The 14,125-nt window shown below is 61.6% G+C and carries 12 protein-coding genes; 4 read left to right on the top strand and 8 right to left on the bottom strand.

Going from position 1 to position 14,125, the window contains the following annotated elements:
• Positions 1-70 precede the first annotated feature (70 nt).
• Positions 71-1,738, bottom strand: coding sequence for a bifunctional diguanylate cyclase/phosphodiesterase (locus N5D53_RS05455; RefSeq protein ID WP_014592838.1), 1,668 nt, complete (start codon positions 1,736-1,738; stop codon positions 71-73).
• A gap of 297 nt (positions 1,739-2,035) precedes the next feature.
• Here N5D53_RS05455 and rep point away from each other — a divergent pair, with 297 nt between their 5' ends.
• The gene (gene rep / locus N5D53_RS05460) at positions 2,036-4,045 is read left to right on the top strand and encodes a DNA helicase Rep (RefSeq protein ID WP_003253537.1); all 2,010 of its coding nucleotides are present in this window, start codon (positions 2,036-2,038) and stop codon (positions 4,043-4,045) included.
• A 111-nt stretch (positions 4,046-4,156) separates the two neighbouring features.
• Positions 4,157-4,729, top strand: coding sequence for a xanthine phosphoribosyltransferase (locus tag N5D53_RS05465; protein WP_003253535.1), 573 nt, complete (start codon positions 4,157-4,159; stop codon positions 4,727-4,729).
• Between the two features lie 110 nt (positions 4,730-4,839).
• Here N5D53_RS05465 and N5D53_RS05470 read toward each other — a convergent pair whose 3' ends face one another.
• From N5D53_RS05470 to dadA, 6 genes are all read right to left on the bottom strand, one after another.
• Positions 4,840-6,699, bottom strand: a complete 1,860-nt coding sequence (locus N5D53_RS05470; protein ID WP_190869829.1) for an acetyl-CoA hydrolase/transferase family protein — start codon at positions 6,697-6,699, stop codon at positions 4,840-4,842.
• A gap of 150 nt (positions 6,700-6,849) precedes the next feature.
• On the bottom strand, positions 6,850-7,698 hold the full coding sequence (locus N5D53_RS05475) for an RHS repeat-associated core domain-containing protein (RefSeq protein WP_279840165.1): 849 nt from the start codon (positions 7,696-7,698) through the stop codon (positions 6,850-6,852).
• 264 nt (positions 7,699-7,962) lie between these two features.
• A complete protein-coding gene (locus N5D53_RS05480; RefSeq protein ID WP_033723760.1) occupies positions 7,963-8,367 on the bottom strand; it encodes a c-type cytochrome in 405 nt (134 codons plus the stop codon).
• Positions 8,368-8,521: 154 nt separating this feature from the next.
• Positions 8,522-9,070, bottom strand: coding sequence for a cupin domain-containing protein (locus N5D53_RS05485; RefSeq protein WP_003253526.1), 549 nt, complete (start codon positions 9,068-9,070; stop codon positions 8,522-8,524).
• Between the two features lie 107 nt (positions 9,071-9,177).
• Positions 9,178-10,251: an alanine racemase gene (alr, locus tag N5D53_RS05490; protein ID WP_104962817.1), complete on the bottom strand. Its 1,074-nt coding sequence runs from the start codon at positions 10,249-10,251 to the stop codon at positions 9,178-9,180.
• A gap of 127 nt (positions 10,252-10,378) precedes the next feature.
• On the bottom strand, positions 10,379-11,683 hold the full coding sequence (gene dadA, locus N5D53_RS05495; protein WP_014592842.1) for a D-amino acid dehydrogenase: 1,305 nt from the start codon (positions 11,681-11,683) through the stop codon (positions 10,379-10,381).
• Between the two features lie 156 nt (positions 11,684-11,839).
• Here dadA and N5D53_RS05500 point away from each other — a divergent pair, with 156 nt between their 5' ends.
• A complete protein-coding gene (locus tag N5D53_RS05500) occupies positions 11,840-12,328 on the top strand; it encodes an Lrp/AsnC ligand binding domain-containing protein (protein ID WP_003253520.1) in 489 nt (162 codons plus the stop codon).
• Positions 12,329-12,330: 2 nt separating this feature from the next.
• Here N5D53_RS05500 and N5D53_RS05505 read toward each other — a convergent pair whose 3' ends face one another.
• A complete protein-coding gene (locus tag N5D53_RS05505) occupies positions 12,331-12,684 on the bottom strand; it encodes a YkgJ family cysteine cluster protein (RefSeq protein ID WP_003253518.1) in 354 nt (117 codons plus the stop codon).
• A 143-nt stretch (positions 12,685-12,827) separates the two neighbouring features.
• Between N5D53_RS05505 and N5D53_RS05510 the strand changes: the two genes are divergently transcribed.
• Positions 12,828-14,120 carry an FAD-binding oxidoreductase gene (locus tag N5D53_RS05510; protein ID WP_129931883.1) on the top strand — a complete coding sequence of 431 codons (1,293 nt, stop codon included), beginning with the start codon at positions 12,828-12,830 and terminating at the stop codon, positions 14,118-14,120.
• Positions 14,121-14,125: the final 5 nt, after the last annotated feature.

Genomic DNA, 14,125 nt, shown 5'->3' on the forward strand with positions numbered 1-14,125 from the left:
GTGGCGGCAACGGTGAACGTCTGGTGGAGATTGGCCAGCAGGCCCGGCCCATTCGCGGGTAAACCCGCTCCTACAGGACGGCCTCCAACTGGCGTCCGGGCGCCTGCAGCAAATACGCCATCAATTCCCCTATCGGTAGCGGTTTGCTGACCAGGAAGCCTTGCACCTGGTCGCAGCCAAACCCGCGCAACAACGCCAGCTGCTCTTCACTCTCCACACCCTCGGCCACCACCTCGAGGTTGAGGTTGTGCGCCAGGTTGATCATGGCGTGTACCAGCTTGCGATTCTCTTCGCGCATTTCCATTTCCGCAACAAAGCTGCGGTCCACCTTGAGCAAGGTGATCGGCAGGCTGTTGAGGTGCACGAACGAAGAAAACCCGGTGCCGAAATCATCGAGCGAGAAGCGCACGCCCAGGCGGCCCAGCGCGTCCATGGTCTGGCGCACCACCTCGTTGCGGCGCATCACCGCCGTCTCGGTCAGCTCGAACTCAAGCCAGCGGGCATCCACACCGTGCTCAAGGATCAGGCGACTCAACGTGGCCAGTAGCTGGCTGTCCTGGAACTGACGGAAACTCAGGTTGACCGCCATGTGCAGCGGTTCCAGGCCACGCTCGCACAATGCCTGCATGTCACGCAGGGCACGGGAAATAACCCAATAACCCAAGGGCACGATCAGGCCGCTCTGCTCGGCCAGTGGCACGAACTCGCTAGGCGGCAGCAGCCCGCGTTCGGCATGGCGCCAGCGCACCAGCGCCTCCAGGCCAACAATGCGCCCGTCAGCCAGGTTCAGCCGGGGCTGATAGTGCAGCTCCAGTTCGTCGCGGCGCAGGGCGCGGCGCAACTCGCTTTCCAGGTCGGCAAGGCTGCGTGCGTTGCGGTTGATGCGTTCGTTGAACACATGGAAGGTGCAGCCCTGGCTGCCCTTGGCCTGACGCATGGCGATGTGCGCGTGCCACATCAACGGATCGGCGCCGCTCTGCGCGCGAGCATGTGCAAGGCCCAGGCTGCAGCCCAGCAGCAGGCTCTCGCCGTCGATCCAGTAGGGCTCGGCCAAGGCCTCGACGATGCGTTCGGCAATCCATTCGGCGCGGTTGGCATCACGACGGGTGTCGATCAGCAGGGCGAACTCGTCGCTACCCAGACGTGCCAGCTGGTCACCCGCCTCCAGCTGATGCTTCAGCCGTGCCACCACCTGCAGGATCAACCGGTCACCGCTCTGGTGGCCCAGGGCGTCGTTGACGTGGCGGAAGTTGTCCAGGTCCAGGTGGCCAAGCGCAACACCACGGCCTTCGTTTTCGGCCAGGCGTGCATTGAGCAAAGCCTGGAAGCCCTGGCGGTTGGCGATGCCGGTCAGCGGGTCCTGCTCGGCAAGGCGCTGCAAGGTGGCGACCAGCACCCCGCGCTCTCGCACATGACGCAGTGAGCGGCGCAGAGTATCGGCGTTGAGCTGGTCGCGCACCAGCCAGTCGCTGACAGCGCTGGGCGCGGCCTCAGGCTCGTGGTCAAGCAGCAGGATGGTCGGCAGCTCGCAACGCCCGGGGGCAGGCTGCAAGCCTGGCGTTGCCAGCACGACGGCCTGGCGATCATGGCTGAACAGGCTGTCGACCGCCTCCCAGTTTGGCGCAGTCAATAGCACGGCGCTGCCACCCAGTGCGGGCATGCACGCGTGCAACGAGGCAGCCCATTCCGGCTCATCGGCCAACAGCAGCAAACGCAAAGGTTCGACAGGCGTGGACAAGCGGGCTCCTTAGGGCTTGACGGTGCAACGAGATCTGGAGGGGATGCTACTGCATTCAATGAAAATGATTTTCACTTTTATACATGGTTTTTTCGAGCGTAGCATTCCGACGTATTTTGTCGTGCATCCTGCGCGAAACGAGTCAAACCGGCAAATATGATTTTTTCAGCTACTAGCATTAGTGACACTAATAATTAGGCGGACAAAAGTCTGACTCAGACGTCAGACGGTCGCGCCACAACGGCCCCATGCCTGTTAGAATGCGCGGCTATTTTCTGGCGACCCCCGGTTTCTAGCATGTCCCGACTCAATCCCCGGCAGCAGGAAGCCCGTGACTATGTCGGCGGCCCTCTTTTGGTGCTCGCCGGTGCAGGTTCGGGCAAGACCAGCGTGATCACGCGCAAGATTGCCCACCTCATCCAGAACTGCGGCATCCGCGCCCAGTACATCGTGGCGATGACCTTCACCAACAAGGCTGCGCGCGAGATGAAGGAGCGGGTCGCCACCTTGCTGCGCCCGGGGGAAGGCCGTGGCCTGACCGTGTGTACGTTCCACAACCTGGGCCTGAACATCATCCGCAAGGAACACGAGCGCCTGGGCTACAAACCGGGTTTCTCGATCTTCGACGAGTCCGACATCAAGGCGTTGCTGTCGGACATCATGCAGAAGGAATACTCCGGCGACGACGGCATCGACGAGATCAAGAACATGATCGGTGCCTGGAAGAACGACCTGGTCCTGCCGCCAGAAGCCCTGGAAAAGGCGCGCAACCCGCGCGAGCAGACCGCCGCCATCGTCTACACCCACTATCAGCGCACGCTCAAGGCGTTCAACGCGGTGGACTTCGACGACCTGATCCTGCAGCCGGTCAAGCTGTTCCAGGAACACCCCGAGGTGCTGGAGCGCTGGCAGAACCGCGTGCGCTACCTGCTGGTGGACGAATACCAGGACACCAACGCCAGCCAGTACCTGCTGGTGAAGATGCTGATCGGCATGCGCAACCAGTTCACCGTGGTGGGCGACGACGACCAGTCGATCTACGCCTGGCGCGGCGCACGCCCTGAGAACCTGATGCTGCTCAAGGAGGACTACCCCTCCCTGAAGATCGTCATGCTCGAGCAGAACTACCGCTCCACCAGCCGCATCCTGCGCTGCGCCAACGTGTTGATCGCCAACAATCCGCATGCGTTCGAAAAGCAGCTGTGGAGCGAAATGGGCGTGGGCGACGAGATCCGCGTGATCCGCTGCAAGAACGAGGAAGCCGAGGCCGAACGCGTGGCCATGGAAATCCTCACCTTGCACCTGCGCACCAACCGCCCGTACAGCGACTTCGCCATCCTCTACCGCGGCAACTACCAGGCCAAGCTGATCGAGCTGAAGCTGCAGCATCACCAGGTGCCGTATCGCCTGTCGGGTGGCAACAGTTTCTTCGGCCGCCAGGAGGTCAAGGACCTGATGGCCTACCTGCGCTTGCTGGTGAACCCGGACGACGACAACGCCTATTTGCGGGTAATCAACGTACCGCGCCGGGAAATCGGCTCCACCACCCTGGAAAAGCTCGGCAACTACGCCACCGAGCGCGGCATTTCGATGTACGCCGCCAGCGAGGAACTGGGCCTGGGTGAGCACCTGGACGCCCGCTACACCGAGCGTTTGCAGCGCTTCAAGCACTGGCTGGATGGGGTGCGCCACAAGGTTGCCCTGGAAGACCCGATTGCCGCGTTGCACGAAATGATCCGCGACATCGACTACGAAAACTGGATCCGCCAGCAGACCGCCAGCGACAAGGCTGCAGAGTTCCGGATCAGCAACGTCTGGTTCCTGGTGGAAGCGCTGAAAAACACCCTCGAGAAGGACGAAGAGGGTGACATGACCATCGAAGACGCCATCGGCAAGTTGGTGCTGCGCGACATGCTCGAGCGCCAGCAGGAAGAAGAAGAGAACGCCGAAGGTGTTCAGATGATGACCCTGCATGCCTCCAAGGGCCTGGAATTCCCCTACGTGTTCATCATGGGCATGGAAGAGGAAATCCTCCCGCACCGCTCCAGCATCGAGGCCGACACCATCGAAGAGGAACGCCGCCTGGCCTACGTGGGCATCACCCGCGCGCGCCAGACCCTGGCCTTCACCTTCGCCGCCAAGCGCAAGCAGTACGGTGAAATCATCGACTGCACGCCCAGCCGGTTCCTCGACGAACTGCCTCCGGACGACCTGGCCTGGGAGGGCCTGGACGATGCGCCGGTCGAGGTGAAGGCCGCTCGCGGCAACAACGCCCTGGCCGATATCCGGGCAATGCTCAAACGCTGATCAACCATTACTCTTTAACTTTGCCGCTTTTAGCGGCCACGGTGGTTTGTATGGCCGATTTGAGCTCACAGATCGCCCATACAGACCACTATCTACATCGAGGAAATCACAGTGGAAGCACTGCATCAGAAGATTCGCGAAGAAGGCATCGTGCTTTCCGATCAGGTTCTCAAAGTCGACGCGTTTCTCAACCACCAGATCGATCCCGCGCTGATGCAGCTGATCGGTGACGAGTTCGCTCGCCTGTTCGCCGACGCCGGCGTGACCAAGATCGTCACCATCGAAGCCTCGGGCATTGCCCCGGCGGTGATGACCGGTCTGAAACTGGGTGTGCCGGTCATCTTCGCTCGCAAGCACCAGTCGCTGACCCTGACCGAGAACCTGCTGACCGCCTCGGTGTATTCCTTCACCAAGCAGACCGAGAACACCGTGGCCATCTCGCCGCGTCACCTCAACAGCAGCGACCGCGTGCTGGTGATCGACGACTTCCTGGCCAACGGCAAAGCCTCGCAGGCGCTGATCTCGATCATCAAGCAGGCAGGTGCCACCGTGGCGGGCCTGGGTATCGTGATCGAGAAGTCGTTCCAGGGCGGCCGTGCCGAACTGGACAGCCAGGGCTACCGCGTTGAATCGCTGGCCCGGGTGAAGTCGCTGGAAGGTGGTGTGGTCAGCTTCATCGAATAAGGCCTCACCGCCCCGGCGTAGGAGCGGGTTTACCCGCGAATGCGATGGCAGATTCAATATCGCATTCGCGGGTAAACCCGCTCCTACACGGGGCCAGTGTGCGCAGGCGATTAACTTGTAGCCTGTAAGCCTGCCAGCAGTAGCCGCTGATAAAGCTCCTCTTTCAACCCTTGCGGAACCTCCAGCCCCATCCGCGCCAGATGCCGCTCATACCCTTCCGGGCCCGGTGCATCCAACGCTGCCTTGCCCAGCTCCAACACCTCGCTCAGCTTGAACTTGCTCTTCAACCAGTTCAGCGCCCGCAACAGATCCCGCTCCTCGGCCGTAAAGTCGGTGCCCATCGGATACTCCGGGAACAGCCGCGCATGCTGTGCCCTGATTGCCTCCAGGCGTTCCGGGGTATTGTCGGTAAAGCGCGCCTCCAGCTGAAAGTCGTCGGCAAGCTTGCCAGCTTCTTTTGCCTGCTTGATCAGGCCCGACTGGAACCGCGAATCGCTCACCGCCAACAACCGCGCTATCACTTCGCTGTCAGTCTGCCCACGCAAGTCCGCAATGCCGTACTCGGTCACCACGATATCGCGCAGGTGCCGGGGAATGGTGCAGTGGCCATAAGTCCAGAACAGGTTCGAGGTCACCTCTCCGCCTGCCTCGCGCCAGCTGCGCAATAGCAGGATCGAACGCCCGCCCTCCAGCGCATGGCCCTGGGCAACGAAGTTGTACTGCCCGCCCACGCCACTGAGCACGCGGCCGTCTTCAAGCTGGTCAGCCACCCCGGCGCCGAGCAGGGTCATGCCGAACGCGGTGTTGATGAAGCGCGCATCACGACGTTGTCGGCGCTTGAGTGCCTCCTGCCCATATAGCTCGTTGATGAAGCTGATACGAGTCATGGCAAACTGCGCGCGCTGCTCCAGCGGCATCTCGCGCAAGCGCTGGTAGAACGCCTGCGGGCCGAGGAAAAAGCCGCCATGCAGTATTGCGCCCTGCTCGTCCGCCGGGCGTCGTAGCAGCCCTGCTTCAGCCAGCACCAGCAGGCCGTTGACGAACATCTCGCTGCAGCCGTACAGGCCGTGGGCAAAGGTGTCCAGGCCCCCTTCTCGCTCGATCAATGCCTGCCACGGTCCGACATCCAGCGCCTTGAGCACCGCACGGTAACCGGCGTTGTCGCCCTGACGTGCCAGCAATGCCGCGGCAACCGCATCGCCCATGGCACCAATGCCGATCTGCAGCGTACCGCCATCGCGTACCAGGCTGCTGGCGTGCAGGCCGATGCAGTGGTCCTGAATGCCAACCGGCATGTTTGGAGTGGAAAACAGCCGACGTTGCTCTACTTCATCGAGCAGCAGGTCGAAGGCATCGATGGGCAGCTCGGCATCGCCTGGCATGTAGGGCAGTTCGGCATGCACCTGGCCCAGCATGAGGATGGTTTCGCCTGCAGCGCGGCGCTTGGCGATCATCGGCAGCAGGTCGAGGGTGATGTCTGGGTTGCAGGCCAGGCTCAGGTGCACGGGCTTTTCGGGGGTGGCGGCCACCAACTGGGCGACCAGGTTCAGGCCCTTGGCGTTGATATCACGTGCGGCGTGGCTGTAGTTGCTGCTGACGTAGTCCTGCTGGGCCGATTCGCTGTGCAGCAGGCTGCCGGGCTGCATGAAGAACTGTTCGACCCGAATATTGGGTGGCAACGTGTCGTTGCGCAGGTCTGCGAGGTAACTGAGCTCTTCGTAGTCAGCGAAGACACGCTCGACGAAGGGTTCGAGAAAGCGCCGCTGCAGGCCATCGCCCAGTGGCGGGCGGCCGAGGGAAAGTGCGGTATAGATGGTCAGGCGCCGTTCGGGCAGCTCGCGTACGCGGGCGTAAAGCGCGTTGACGAAGGCATTGGGTTTGCCCAGGCCCAAAGGCAGGCCCATGTGGATATGGGCTGGCAGCCGGGACAAGACCTGCTCGACAGCCTGGTCGATGGAGCAGAGGTGCATCTGGGCCTCCTGAAACATCCATGGGTTCAGGAGTTGGACATGGATTCTAAAGGTTGGTTGCCGGGCCTCTATCGGCTAGGCACCACCTCGCAAACGTTGCATTTCCATGCAGCACAGAGGTCTCAGGGTCCGATTGGCCAAACTTGCTAGTCAGAATGTGTCGCCGTTGAGTTGATGGAGAAGCCTAAGCGGCATTCTAACTTCTGACCGCACAATAATATTGCTGAACGTAGGCGGCCTAATCAGCAGAATGTCAGGACTCGGACGATCAAATTGCACGCCCACTCTCCACCGCTCAACTCCTCTTCCGTACACCGCAAAAATCCGTCCATCCTTTCCAGCATACTTGTTAGCGTGCCTATAATTTGTCGATACATAGAACCCTTTGCCTAAAAGATCGCGCTTCAAAAGGCTTGCATTCACTCCAGCCTCCAACGACTGCGTATGCTTATTCTGGCTACCATGAAAGCCAATCAAAACATAATCATCTGACACTCTGTCAGTTTTCTTGACAACGTTGATTCTGTATTCATCTGGGATATTGCGGTAACTAACGAAATGCGTTTCGGTCTCCGCTGATGCGAGCTGGTTTACAATGGGAGGCAAGTTCAGTTTTTTGGGGATGAGACGTCTGTAGAGTTTAACGAAGGACCTAACAACCGAATTTTCACCACTGGGATCATGTCGGTTTATGGGATCTCCAAGGCAGTACGCGTACGAATTCAATCCGCCAGTTGCGAAGGGACTCATCCTGTCCGGGCTAATGAACCGCATCAATGATGTGCTGAATGATCGATGGCCATTGCCCAGTGGATAGTAACCGGAAGCAGGATCCAGGCGGTCACCATTGAAGCCGAGCAGACTCGGGGTGGTCGCTTGGTAGCCGTATGGTGTATACCCCAGACCTTGATGAGAGCTGCCGGTAATCAGCCTTGCCGATTGCCTTAGACTGACGGCGTTTTGTTCCGAACAGTTTCCGCCCGCTGGAACCGAATCCATTGTTCCATACCCACCACCTTAAGATGCTCCAGTATTCGGCGGAAAATCCGTAGATACAACTGGTAGAAAAGCTAGTTGTACAGAATCTCTCTCAATGTCGTCACGGCGTTGATTGGTTGCCTGTGCAGGCCCGTTCGCGGCAAAGCCACTCCTACGGGGATCGCGTTGCCCGATAGGAGCGGCTTTGCCGCGAACGGGCCGGTAAAGACGCCCCAAAAACAAAGCCCGCCATCAACGGCGGGCCTCATGCAATTCAGCTGTAAATCACAGCCCGGACATTTTCTTGATCGCCCCTTTCAGGTCTTCATCCGAGCAGTCTGCACAGGTGCCCTTTGGCGGCATGGCGTTGATGCCAGTAATGGCCTTGGCCAGGATGCCGTCCAGGCCGCCCTGGTGGTCGGCGCGTTCTTTCCACGCCGCGGTGTCACCAATTTTAGGCGCGCCGAGCAAGCCGCTGCCATGGCAGGCATTGCAGTGCTTGGCGATGATTTCATCCGGCGTTTTGGCTCCCCCGCCACCCGCTGCAGCGGCCACTTCCATGCCTTTGCACTCCTGGCCCTGGACGCACACCTGGCCAACCGGCTCCAGGCGCTTGGCGATGTCGTCATTGGTCGCAGCGGTTGCGCTCATTGCCCAGAGGGCGAATACGGCTGCTGGTACGGCCAGCATCTTCTTGATTTGATTCACGCGAACACCCTCATGGTGGCTAATCACGCTCGCGGCCACGGATCGGCGAGCGTTGAAAAGTATAGCGGGAACCCAGAGGCCGTGAAACGACCCCACACAGGAAAGGGGTATTGCCGACTCAATGCACTGCGCTGGATCAAAAGTTTGAAGGCGTCGCCGCACTGATCAGCCGCGCCGGCTGGTCGAATGGGTTGCGGAAGCGATGCGGGCGGGTGCTTTCGAAGTAGTAGCTGTCGCCTTCTTCGAGAACGAAAATCTCGTTGCCGACCACCAGCTCCAGGCGGCCTTCAAGCAGGATACCGGTCTCCTCGCCGTCGTGGGTGAGCATCTCGGCACCGGTGTCCGCACCTGGCGGGTACACCTCGGTCAGAAAAGCGATGGCACGGTTGGGGTGCGACTTGCCCACCAGCTTCATGGTCACAGCACCGTCCGAGATATCAATCAGCTCATGGGCCTTGTAGACGATCTGAGTGGGGCTTTGGGGCTCCAGCTCGACCGAAAAGAATTCGACCATGGACATGGGAATGCCGCTCAGCACTTTGCGCAGCGAGCTGATAGAGGGGCTTACGCTGTTCTTCTCGATCATCGAGATGGTGCTGTTGGTCACGCCAGCACGCTTGGCGAGTTCGCGCTGCGACAGGCCCTTGAGCTTGCGGATGGCTTGCAGTCGTTCGCCGACGTCCAAAGCTGGAGCCTCCTGAAACGGTAAAAGGGGGGTGGATGTGAACGATATCATGGCAATGCCGTTCAGTATTTACAACACACCGCCCCCAACCTGTCCGCTTCAGCGTCTCATTCGCCGATGTAGTCCCGTGGTACCCGCTTCAGGTTACAGAAGATCTGATAGGGAATAGTGCCCGCATGCGCGGCCACTTCACTGGCCAGCACCTGCTTGCCCCAGAATTCGACCGGGCTGCCGACAGTGGCTTGCGGTACGTCGGTGAGGTCGATGCTGAGCATGTCCATCGACACCCGGCCGATCAGCTGGGTGCGCTTGCCAGCGACCAGCACCGGGGTGCCGTTGGGCGCCTGGCGCGGGTAGCCATCGGCATAGCCCATGGCGACCACACCCACGCGGGTCGGCCGAGGGCTGACGAACTTGGCACCATAGCCAACCGGCTCGCCGGCAGGCAGCTCGCGCACGCTGATCACCCGCGATTGCAGGGTCATCACCGGTTGCAGGCGGGCGGCCTCGGCCTGCGCCACTTCGAACGGCGTGGCGCCGTACAGCATCAGGCCTGGGCGCACCCAGTCGCTGGGCGCTTGCGGCCAGCCCAGCACGCCGGGCGAGTTACGCAGGCTGCATTCGGCGGCCAGGCCCTGTCGGGCAGCTTCGAACACAGCGATTTGCTGGGAGGTAGCGTCAGCGTCCAGTTCGTCGGCGCGAGCGAAGTGGCTCATCAACACGATGCGCGAAACCTTGCCGCTGGCCAGCAGTCGCTGGTAGGCATCGTGGTAGTCCTTGGGGTGCAGGCCAACGCGGTGCATGCCACTGTCCAGCTTCAGCCAGACGTTGAGCGGTTTGTGCAGCGGGGTTTTATCGATGGCGTCCAGTTGCCACAGCGAGTGCACCACGCACCACAGGTCGTGCTCGGCGATCAGCGCCAGTTCGCTGGCTTCGAAAAAACCTTCCAGCAGCAGTACCGGGGCTTTGATACCGGCGGCGCGCAGTTCCAGCGCCTCTTCGATGCAGGCCACGGCAAAGCCGTCGGCTTCGGCCTCCAGGGCCAGGGCGCAGCGCACGGCGCCGTGGCCGTAGGCATCGGCCTTGATCACGGCGAGGGCTTTGGCACCCGTCAGTTCACGGGCCAGACGGTAGTTGTGGCGCAGGGCCTGGAGGTCGATCAGGGCGCGGGCGGGACGCATGGCGGCTGCCTTATGGTGGTTCGGGTTGAAATCGGTGGTGGATTCTTCGCGGGCTTGCCCGCTCCCACAGGTAGTGCACAGCGTTCAAAAGCTGTGGTGTACCTGTGGAATGGGCCGGCACAGGCTATTACTGCTGGTGAACCGGCGCGCTTTGCCCGTGCTTGGCCACTTCCCGGCTGTTGCCATAACGGGAGATATCCAGGCCTTCGGCACTGATCTGCGGCTTCTTGCGCGCAATCAGGTCGGCCAGCAGGCGGCCGGAACCGCACGCCATGGTCCAGCCCAAGGTACCGTGACCGGTGTTCAGGAACAGGTTGCGGAACGCCGTGGCACCCACGATCGGTGTGCCGTCCGGGGTCGCCGGGCGCAAGCCGGTCCAGAAGCTGGCCTGGCTCAGGTCACCGCCGCGAGGATAAAGGTCGTTGACGATCATCTCCAGCGTTTCGCGCCGACGCGGGTTCAGCGACAGGTCAAAACCAGCGATTTCAGCCATGCCCCCAACGCGGATGCGGTTGTCGAAACGGGTGATGGCAACCTTGTAGGTCTCGTCGAGAATGGTCGAAGTCGGGGCCATGTCGCTGTTGGTGATCGGCACGGTCAGCGAATAGCCTTTCAGCGGATACACCGGAGCCTTGATGCCCAGCGGCTTGAGCATCTGTGGCGAGTAGCTGCCCAGCGCCAGCACGTAGCGGTCTGCCGTTTCCAGCTTGCCGTCGATCCACACGCCATTGATGCGGTCACCCGCGAAGTCCAGGCGCTGGATGTCCTGGCCGAAGCGGAACTCCACGCCCAGCTTCAACGCCATGTCGGCAAGCTTGGTGGTAAACAGCTGGCAGTCGCCAGTCTGGTCGTTCGGCAGGCGCAGGGCGCCGGCCAGGATATCTTTCACGCCGGCCAGGGCGGGTTCGACGCGGGCAATGCCGTCGCGGTCGAGCAGCTCGTAGGGCACACCGGACTGTTCGAGTACGGCAATGTCCTTGGCCGCAGCATCGACCTGGGCCTGGGTGCGGAACAGCTGGGTGGTGCCCAGGCTGCGGTTTTCGTAGTTGATGCCGGTTTCGGCGCGCAGCTCGTCGAGGCAGTCACGGCTGTACTCGGACAGGCGCACCATGCGCTCCTTGTTCACCGCGTAGCGGCTGGCAGTGCAGTTGCGCAGCATCTGTGCCATCCACAGGTACTGGTCGACGTCGCCCGTGAGCTTGATGGCCAGGGGGGCGTGACGCTCCAGCAGCCACTTGATGGCTTTGAGCGGTACGCCAGGGGCAGCCCAGGGCGAGGCATAGCCGGGCGAGATCTGGCCGGCGTTGGCAAAGCTGGTTTCCATGGCCACCGCCGGCTGGCGGTCGACCACCGTGACTTCGAAACCTTGCCGGGCCAGGTAGTAGGCACTGGCGGTTCCGATTACACCGCTACCAAGTACCAGAACTCGCATCGTTTTATCCCTCACACGCGGCGCGCCGCACACTTTTATTGAAATGGCATGAATGGGCGCAGTATAGGAATTTGAGACCAGTGCAATTCACTATATAAAAGCCTATTATTGGCGAGAATTCTCGGCAAAATCGCCTTTCACGGAGGGGCATCCCCTATGAGAACCCAGCACCAGACCAAGCGTGAACTGGACAAGATCGACCGCAACATCCTGCGTATCCTGCAGAATGACGGGCGTATTTCCTTCACCGAACTGGGCGAGAAAGTTGGGCTGTCCACCACCCCTTGCACCGAGCGGGTTCGCCGCCTGGAGCGCGAGGGCATCATCATGGGCTACAACGCCCGCCTGAACCCGCAGCACCTCAAGGGCAGCCTGCTGGTGTTCGTGGAAATCAGCCTGGACTACAAGTCGGGCGATACCTTCGAGGAGTTCCGCCGCGCGGTTTTGAAGCTGCCCCACGTGCTGGAATGCCACTTGGTGTCGGGCGACTTCGACTACCTGGTGAAAGCGCGTATTTCGGAAATGGCCTCATACCGCAAGCTGCTCGGCGACATCCTGCTGAAACTGCCCCACGTGCGCGAATCGAAGAGCTACATCGTGATGGAAGAGGTGAAGGAGAGCCTCTGCCTGCCGATCCCGGACTGAGGCTAGACCAGCACCTGGCGGGTGGTGGCAATGAACTGGTGGACCAACTGTTCAGCGGCGGGGTCGATCATCGGTTCAGGGCCACGACCCCGCGGGCAGGCCATGCGCGGGGTGGTGCCGAACAGCCGGCAGATCATCGGCCGCTCTTCATACACCGTGCAGCCGTTGGGGCCCAGGTGCACGCAGTCCAGACGCTCCAGAGCAGCGTCCTGCTCGGCCTGGGACTTGCGCGGCAGGCGGGCCATTTCCTCCGCCGAGGTGGTGACCGGGCCGCAGCAGTCGTGGCAGCCGGGCTCGCACTCGAAAGAGGGGATGAGTTCGCGCAGGAAGTGGATCTTGTGGCGGTTGCAGGACATGACGGGATACAAGCTGACAAATTGATTGGATTATAGGCTTATTCGCGGGTTAACCCGCGAACGAGTATGAAGCCCTCGCTGGTTGCCCGGCCGCGATGGCACAGCTTATCCTCGTCCCCCCTCCATTTTTCAGGGCCGCCCCAATGATCCACAGCGCGCAGCACGCCGCCTCCTATTACGCCGCCAGCAGCGCGCCACACCCCGACCACGCCTTCCTGCAAGGCGAACACATCGCCGACGTGTGCATCATTGGCGGCGGCTACTCGGGCCTGAACACCGCCATCGAGCTGGCCGAGCGTGGTTTCTCGGTCATCCTGCTGGAAGCGCGCAAACTTGGCTGGGGCGCCAGTGGGCGCAATGGCGGGCAACTGATCCGAGGGGTCGGCCATGGTCTGGAGCAGTTCCTCCCGGTCATCGGCGAAGAAGGCGTGCGCACCATGAAGCTAATGGGCCTGGAGGCCGTACAGATCGTGCGCGAGCGGGTAGAAAAGCATGCTATCGCCTGCGACCTGGCCTGGGGCTACTGCGACCTGGCCAACAAACCCGCCGAGCTGCTGGGCTTTGCCGAAGACGCCGAGGAGCTGCGCAGTCTGGGCTATGCACATGAGCTGCGGCTGGTCGGCAAGGACGATATCCACAGCGTGGTGGGTGCCGACTGCTATGTGGGGGGGCTGGTCGACATGGGCTCCGGGCATCTGCATCCGCTCAATCTGGCACTGGGTGAAGCCGCCGCAGCCGCCCGCCTGGGCGTGAAGTTGTTCGAGCAATCCGAAGTCACCCGCATCGACTACGGCACTGAAGTAAAGGTGCATACTGCCCAAGGCCGGGTACGCGCCAAGACCCTGGTACTGTGCTGCAACGCCTACCACAACGACCTCAATCGCGAGCTGGGCGGCAAGGTGCTGCCGGCCGGCAGCTACATCATCGCCACCGAGCCGCTGGGCGAAGAACGCGCACGCGCATTGCTGCCGCAGAATATGGCGGTGTGTGACCAGCGCGTGGCGCTGGACTACTACCGCCTGTCCGCCGACCACCGCCTGCTGTTTGGCGGTGCCTGCCACTATTCAGGCCGCGACCCGAAGGACATCGCCGCCTATATGCGGCCGAAGATGCTCAAGGTGTTCCCGCAGCTTGCCGACGTGCGCATCGACTACCAGTGGGGCGGCATGATCGGCATTGGTGCCAATCGCCTGCCGCAGGTTGGCCGCCTGGCCAGCCAGCCGAACGTGTATTACGCCCAGGCCTACTCGGGCCATGGGCTCAACGCCACCCACCTGGCCGCGCGCCTGCTGGGTGAAGCCATCAGTGGCCAGGAAAGCGGGCGCTTCGACCTTTTCAACAAGGTGCCGCACATCACCTTCCCTGGCGGCAAGCACCTGCGCTCGCCACTGCTGGCGCTGGGGATGCTGTGGCATCGCCTGAAAGAGCTGGCCTGAAAGTC

Source organism: Pseudomonas sp. GD03862, assembly GCF_029840855.1.
Taxonomy (GTDB): Bacteria; Pseudomonadota; Gammaproteobacteria; order Pseudomonadales; family Pseudomonadaceae; genus Aquipseudomonas; species Aquipseudomonas alloputida.

Excerpts from the sequence above, each read along its gene's own strand:
- rep (WP_003253537.1), top strand. The coding sequence starts at position 2,036 with ATGTCCCGACTCAATCCCCGGCAGCAGGAAGCCCGTGACTATGTCGGC.
- N5D53_RS05470 (WP_190869829.1), bottom strand. The coding sequence starts at position 6,699 with ATGCACCTCTGCTCCATCGACCAGGCTGTCGAGCAGGTCTTGTCCCGG.
- N5D53_RS05475 (WP_279840165.1), bottom strand. The coding sequence starts at position 7,698 with ATGGATTCGGTTCCAGCGGGCGGAAACTGTTCGGAACAAAACGCCGTC.
- N5D53_RS05480 (WP_033723760.1), bottom strand. The coding sequence starts at position 8,367 with ATGCTGGCCGTACCAGCAGCCGTATTCGCCCTCTGGGCAATGAGCGCA.
- alr (WP_104962817.1), bottom strand. The coding sequence starts at position 10,251 with ATGCGTCCCGCCCGCGCCCTGATCGACCTCCAGGCCCTGCGCCACAAC.
- dadA (WP_014592842.1), bottom strand. The coding sequence starts at position 11,683 with ATGCGAGTTCTGGTACTTGGTAGCGGTGTAATCGGAACCGCCAGTGCC.
- N5D53_RS05500 (WP_003253520.1), top strand. The coding sequence starts at position 11,840 with ATGAGAACCCAGCACCAGACCAAGCGTGAACTGGACAAGATCGACCGC.
- N5D53_RS05505 (WP_003253518.1), bottom strand. The coding sequence starts at position 12,684 with ATGTCCTGCAACCGCCACAAGATCCACTTCCTGCGCGAACTCATCCCC.
- N5D53_RS05510 (WP_129931883.1), top strand. The coding sequence starts at position 12,828 with ATGATCCACAGCGCGCAGCACGCCGCCTCCTATTACGCCGCCAGCAGC.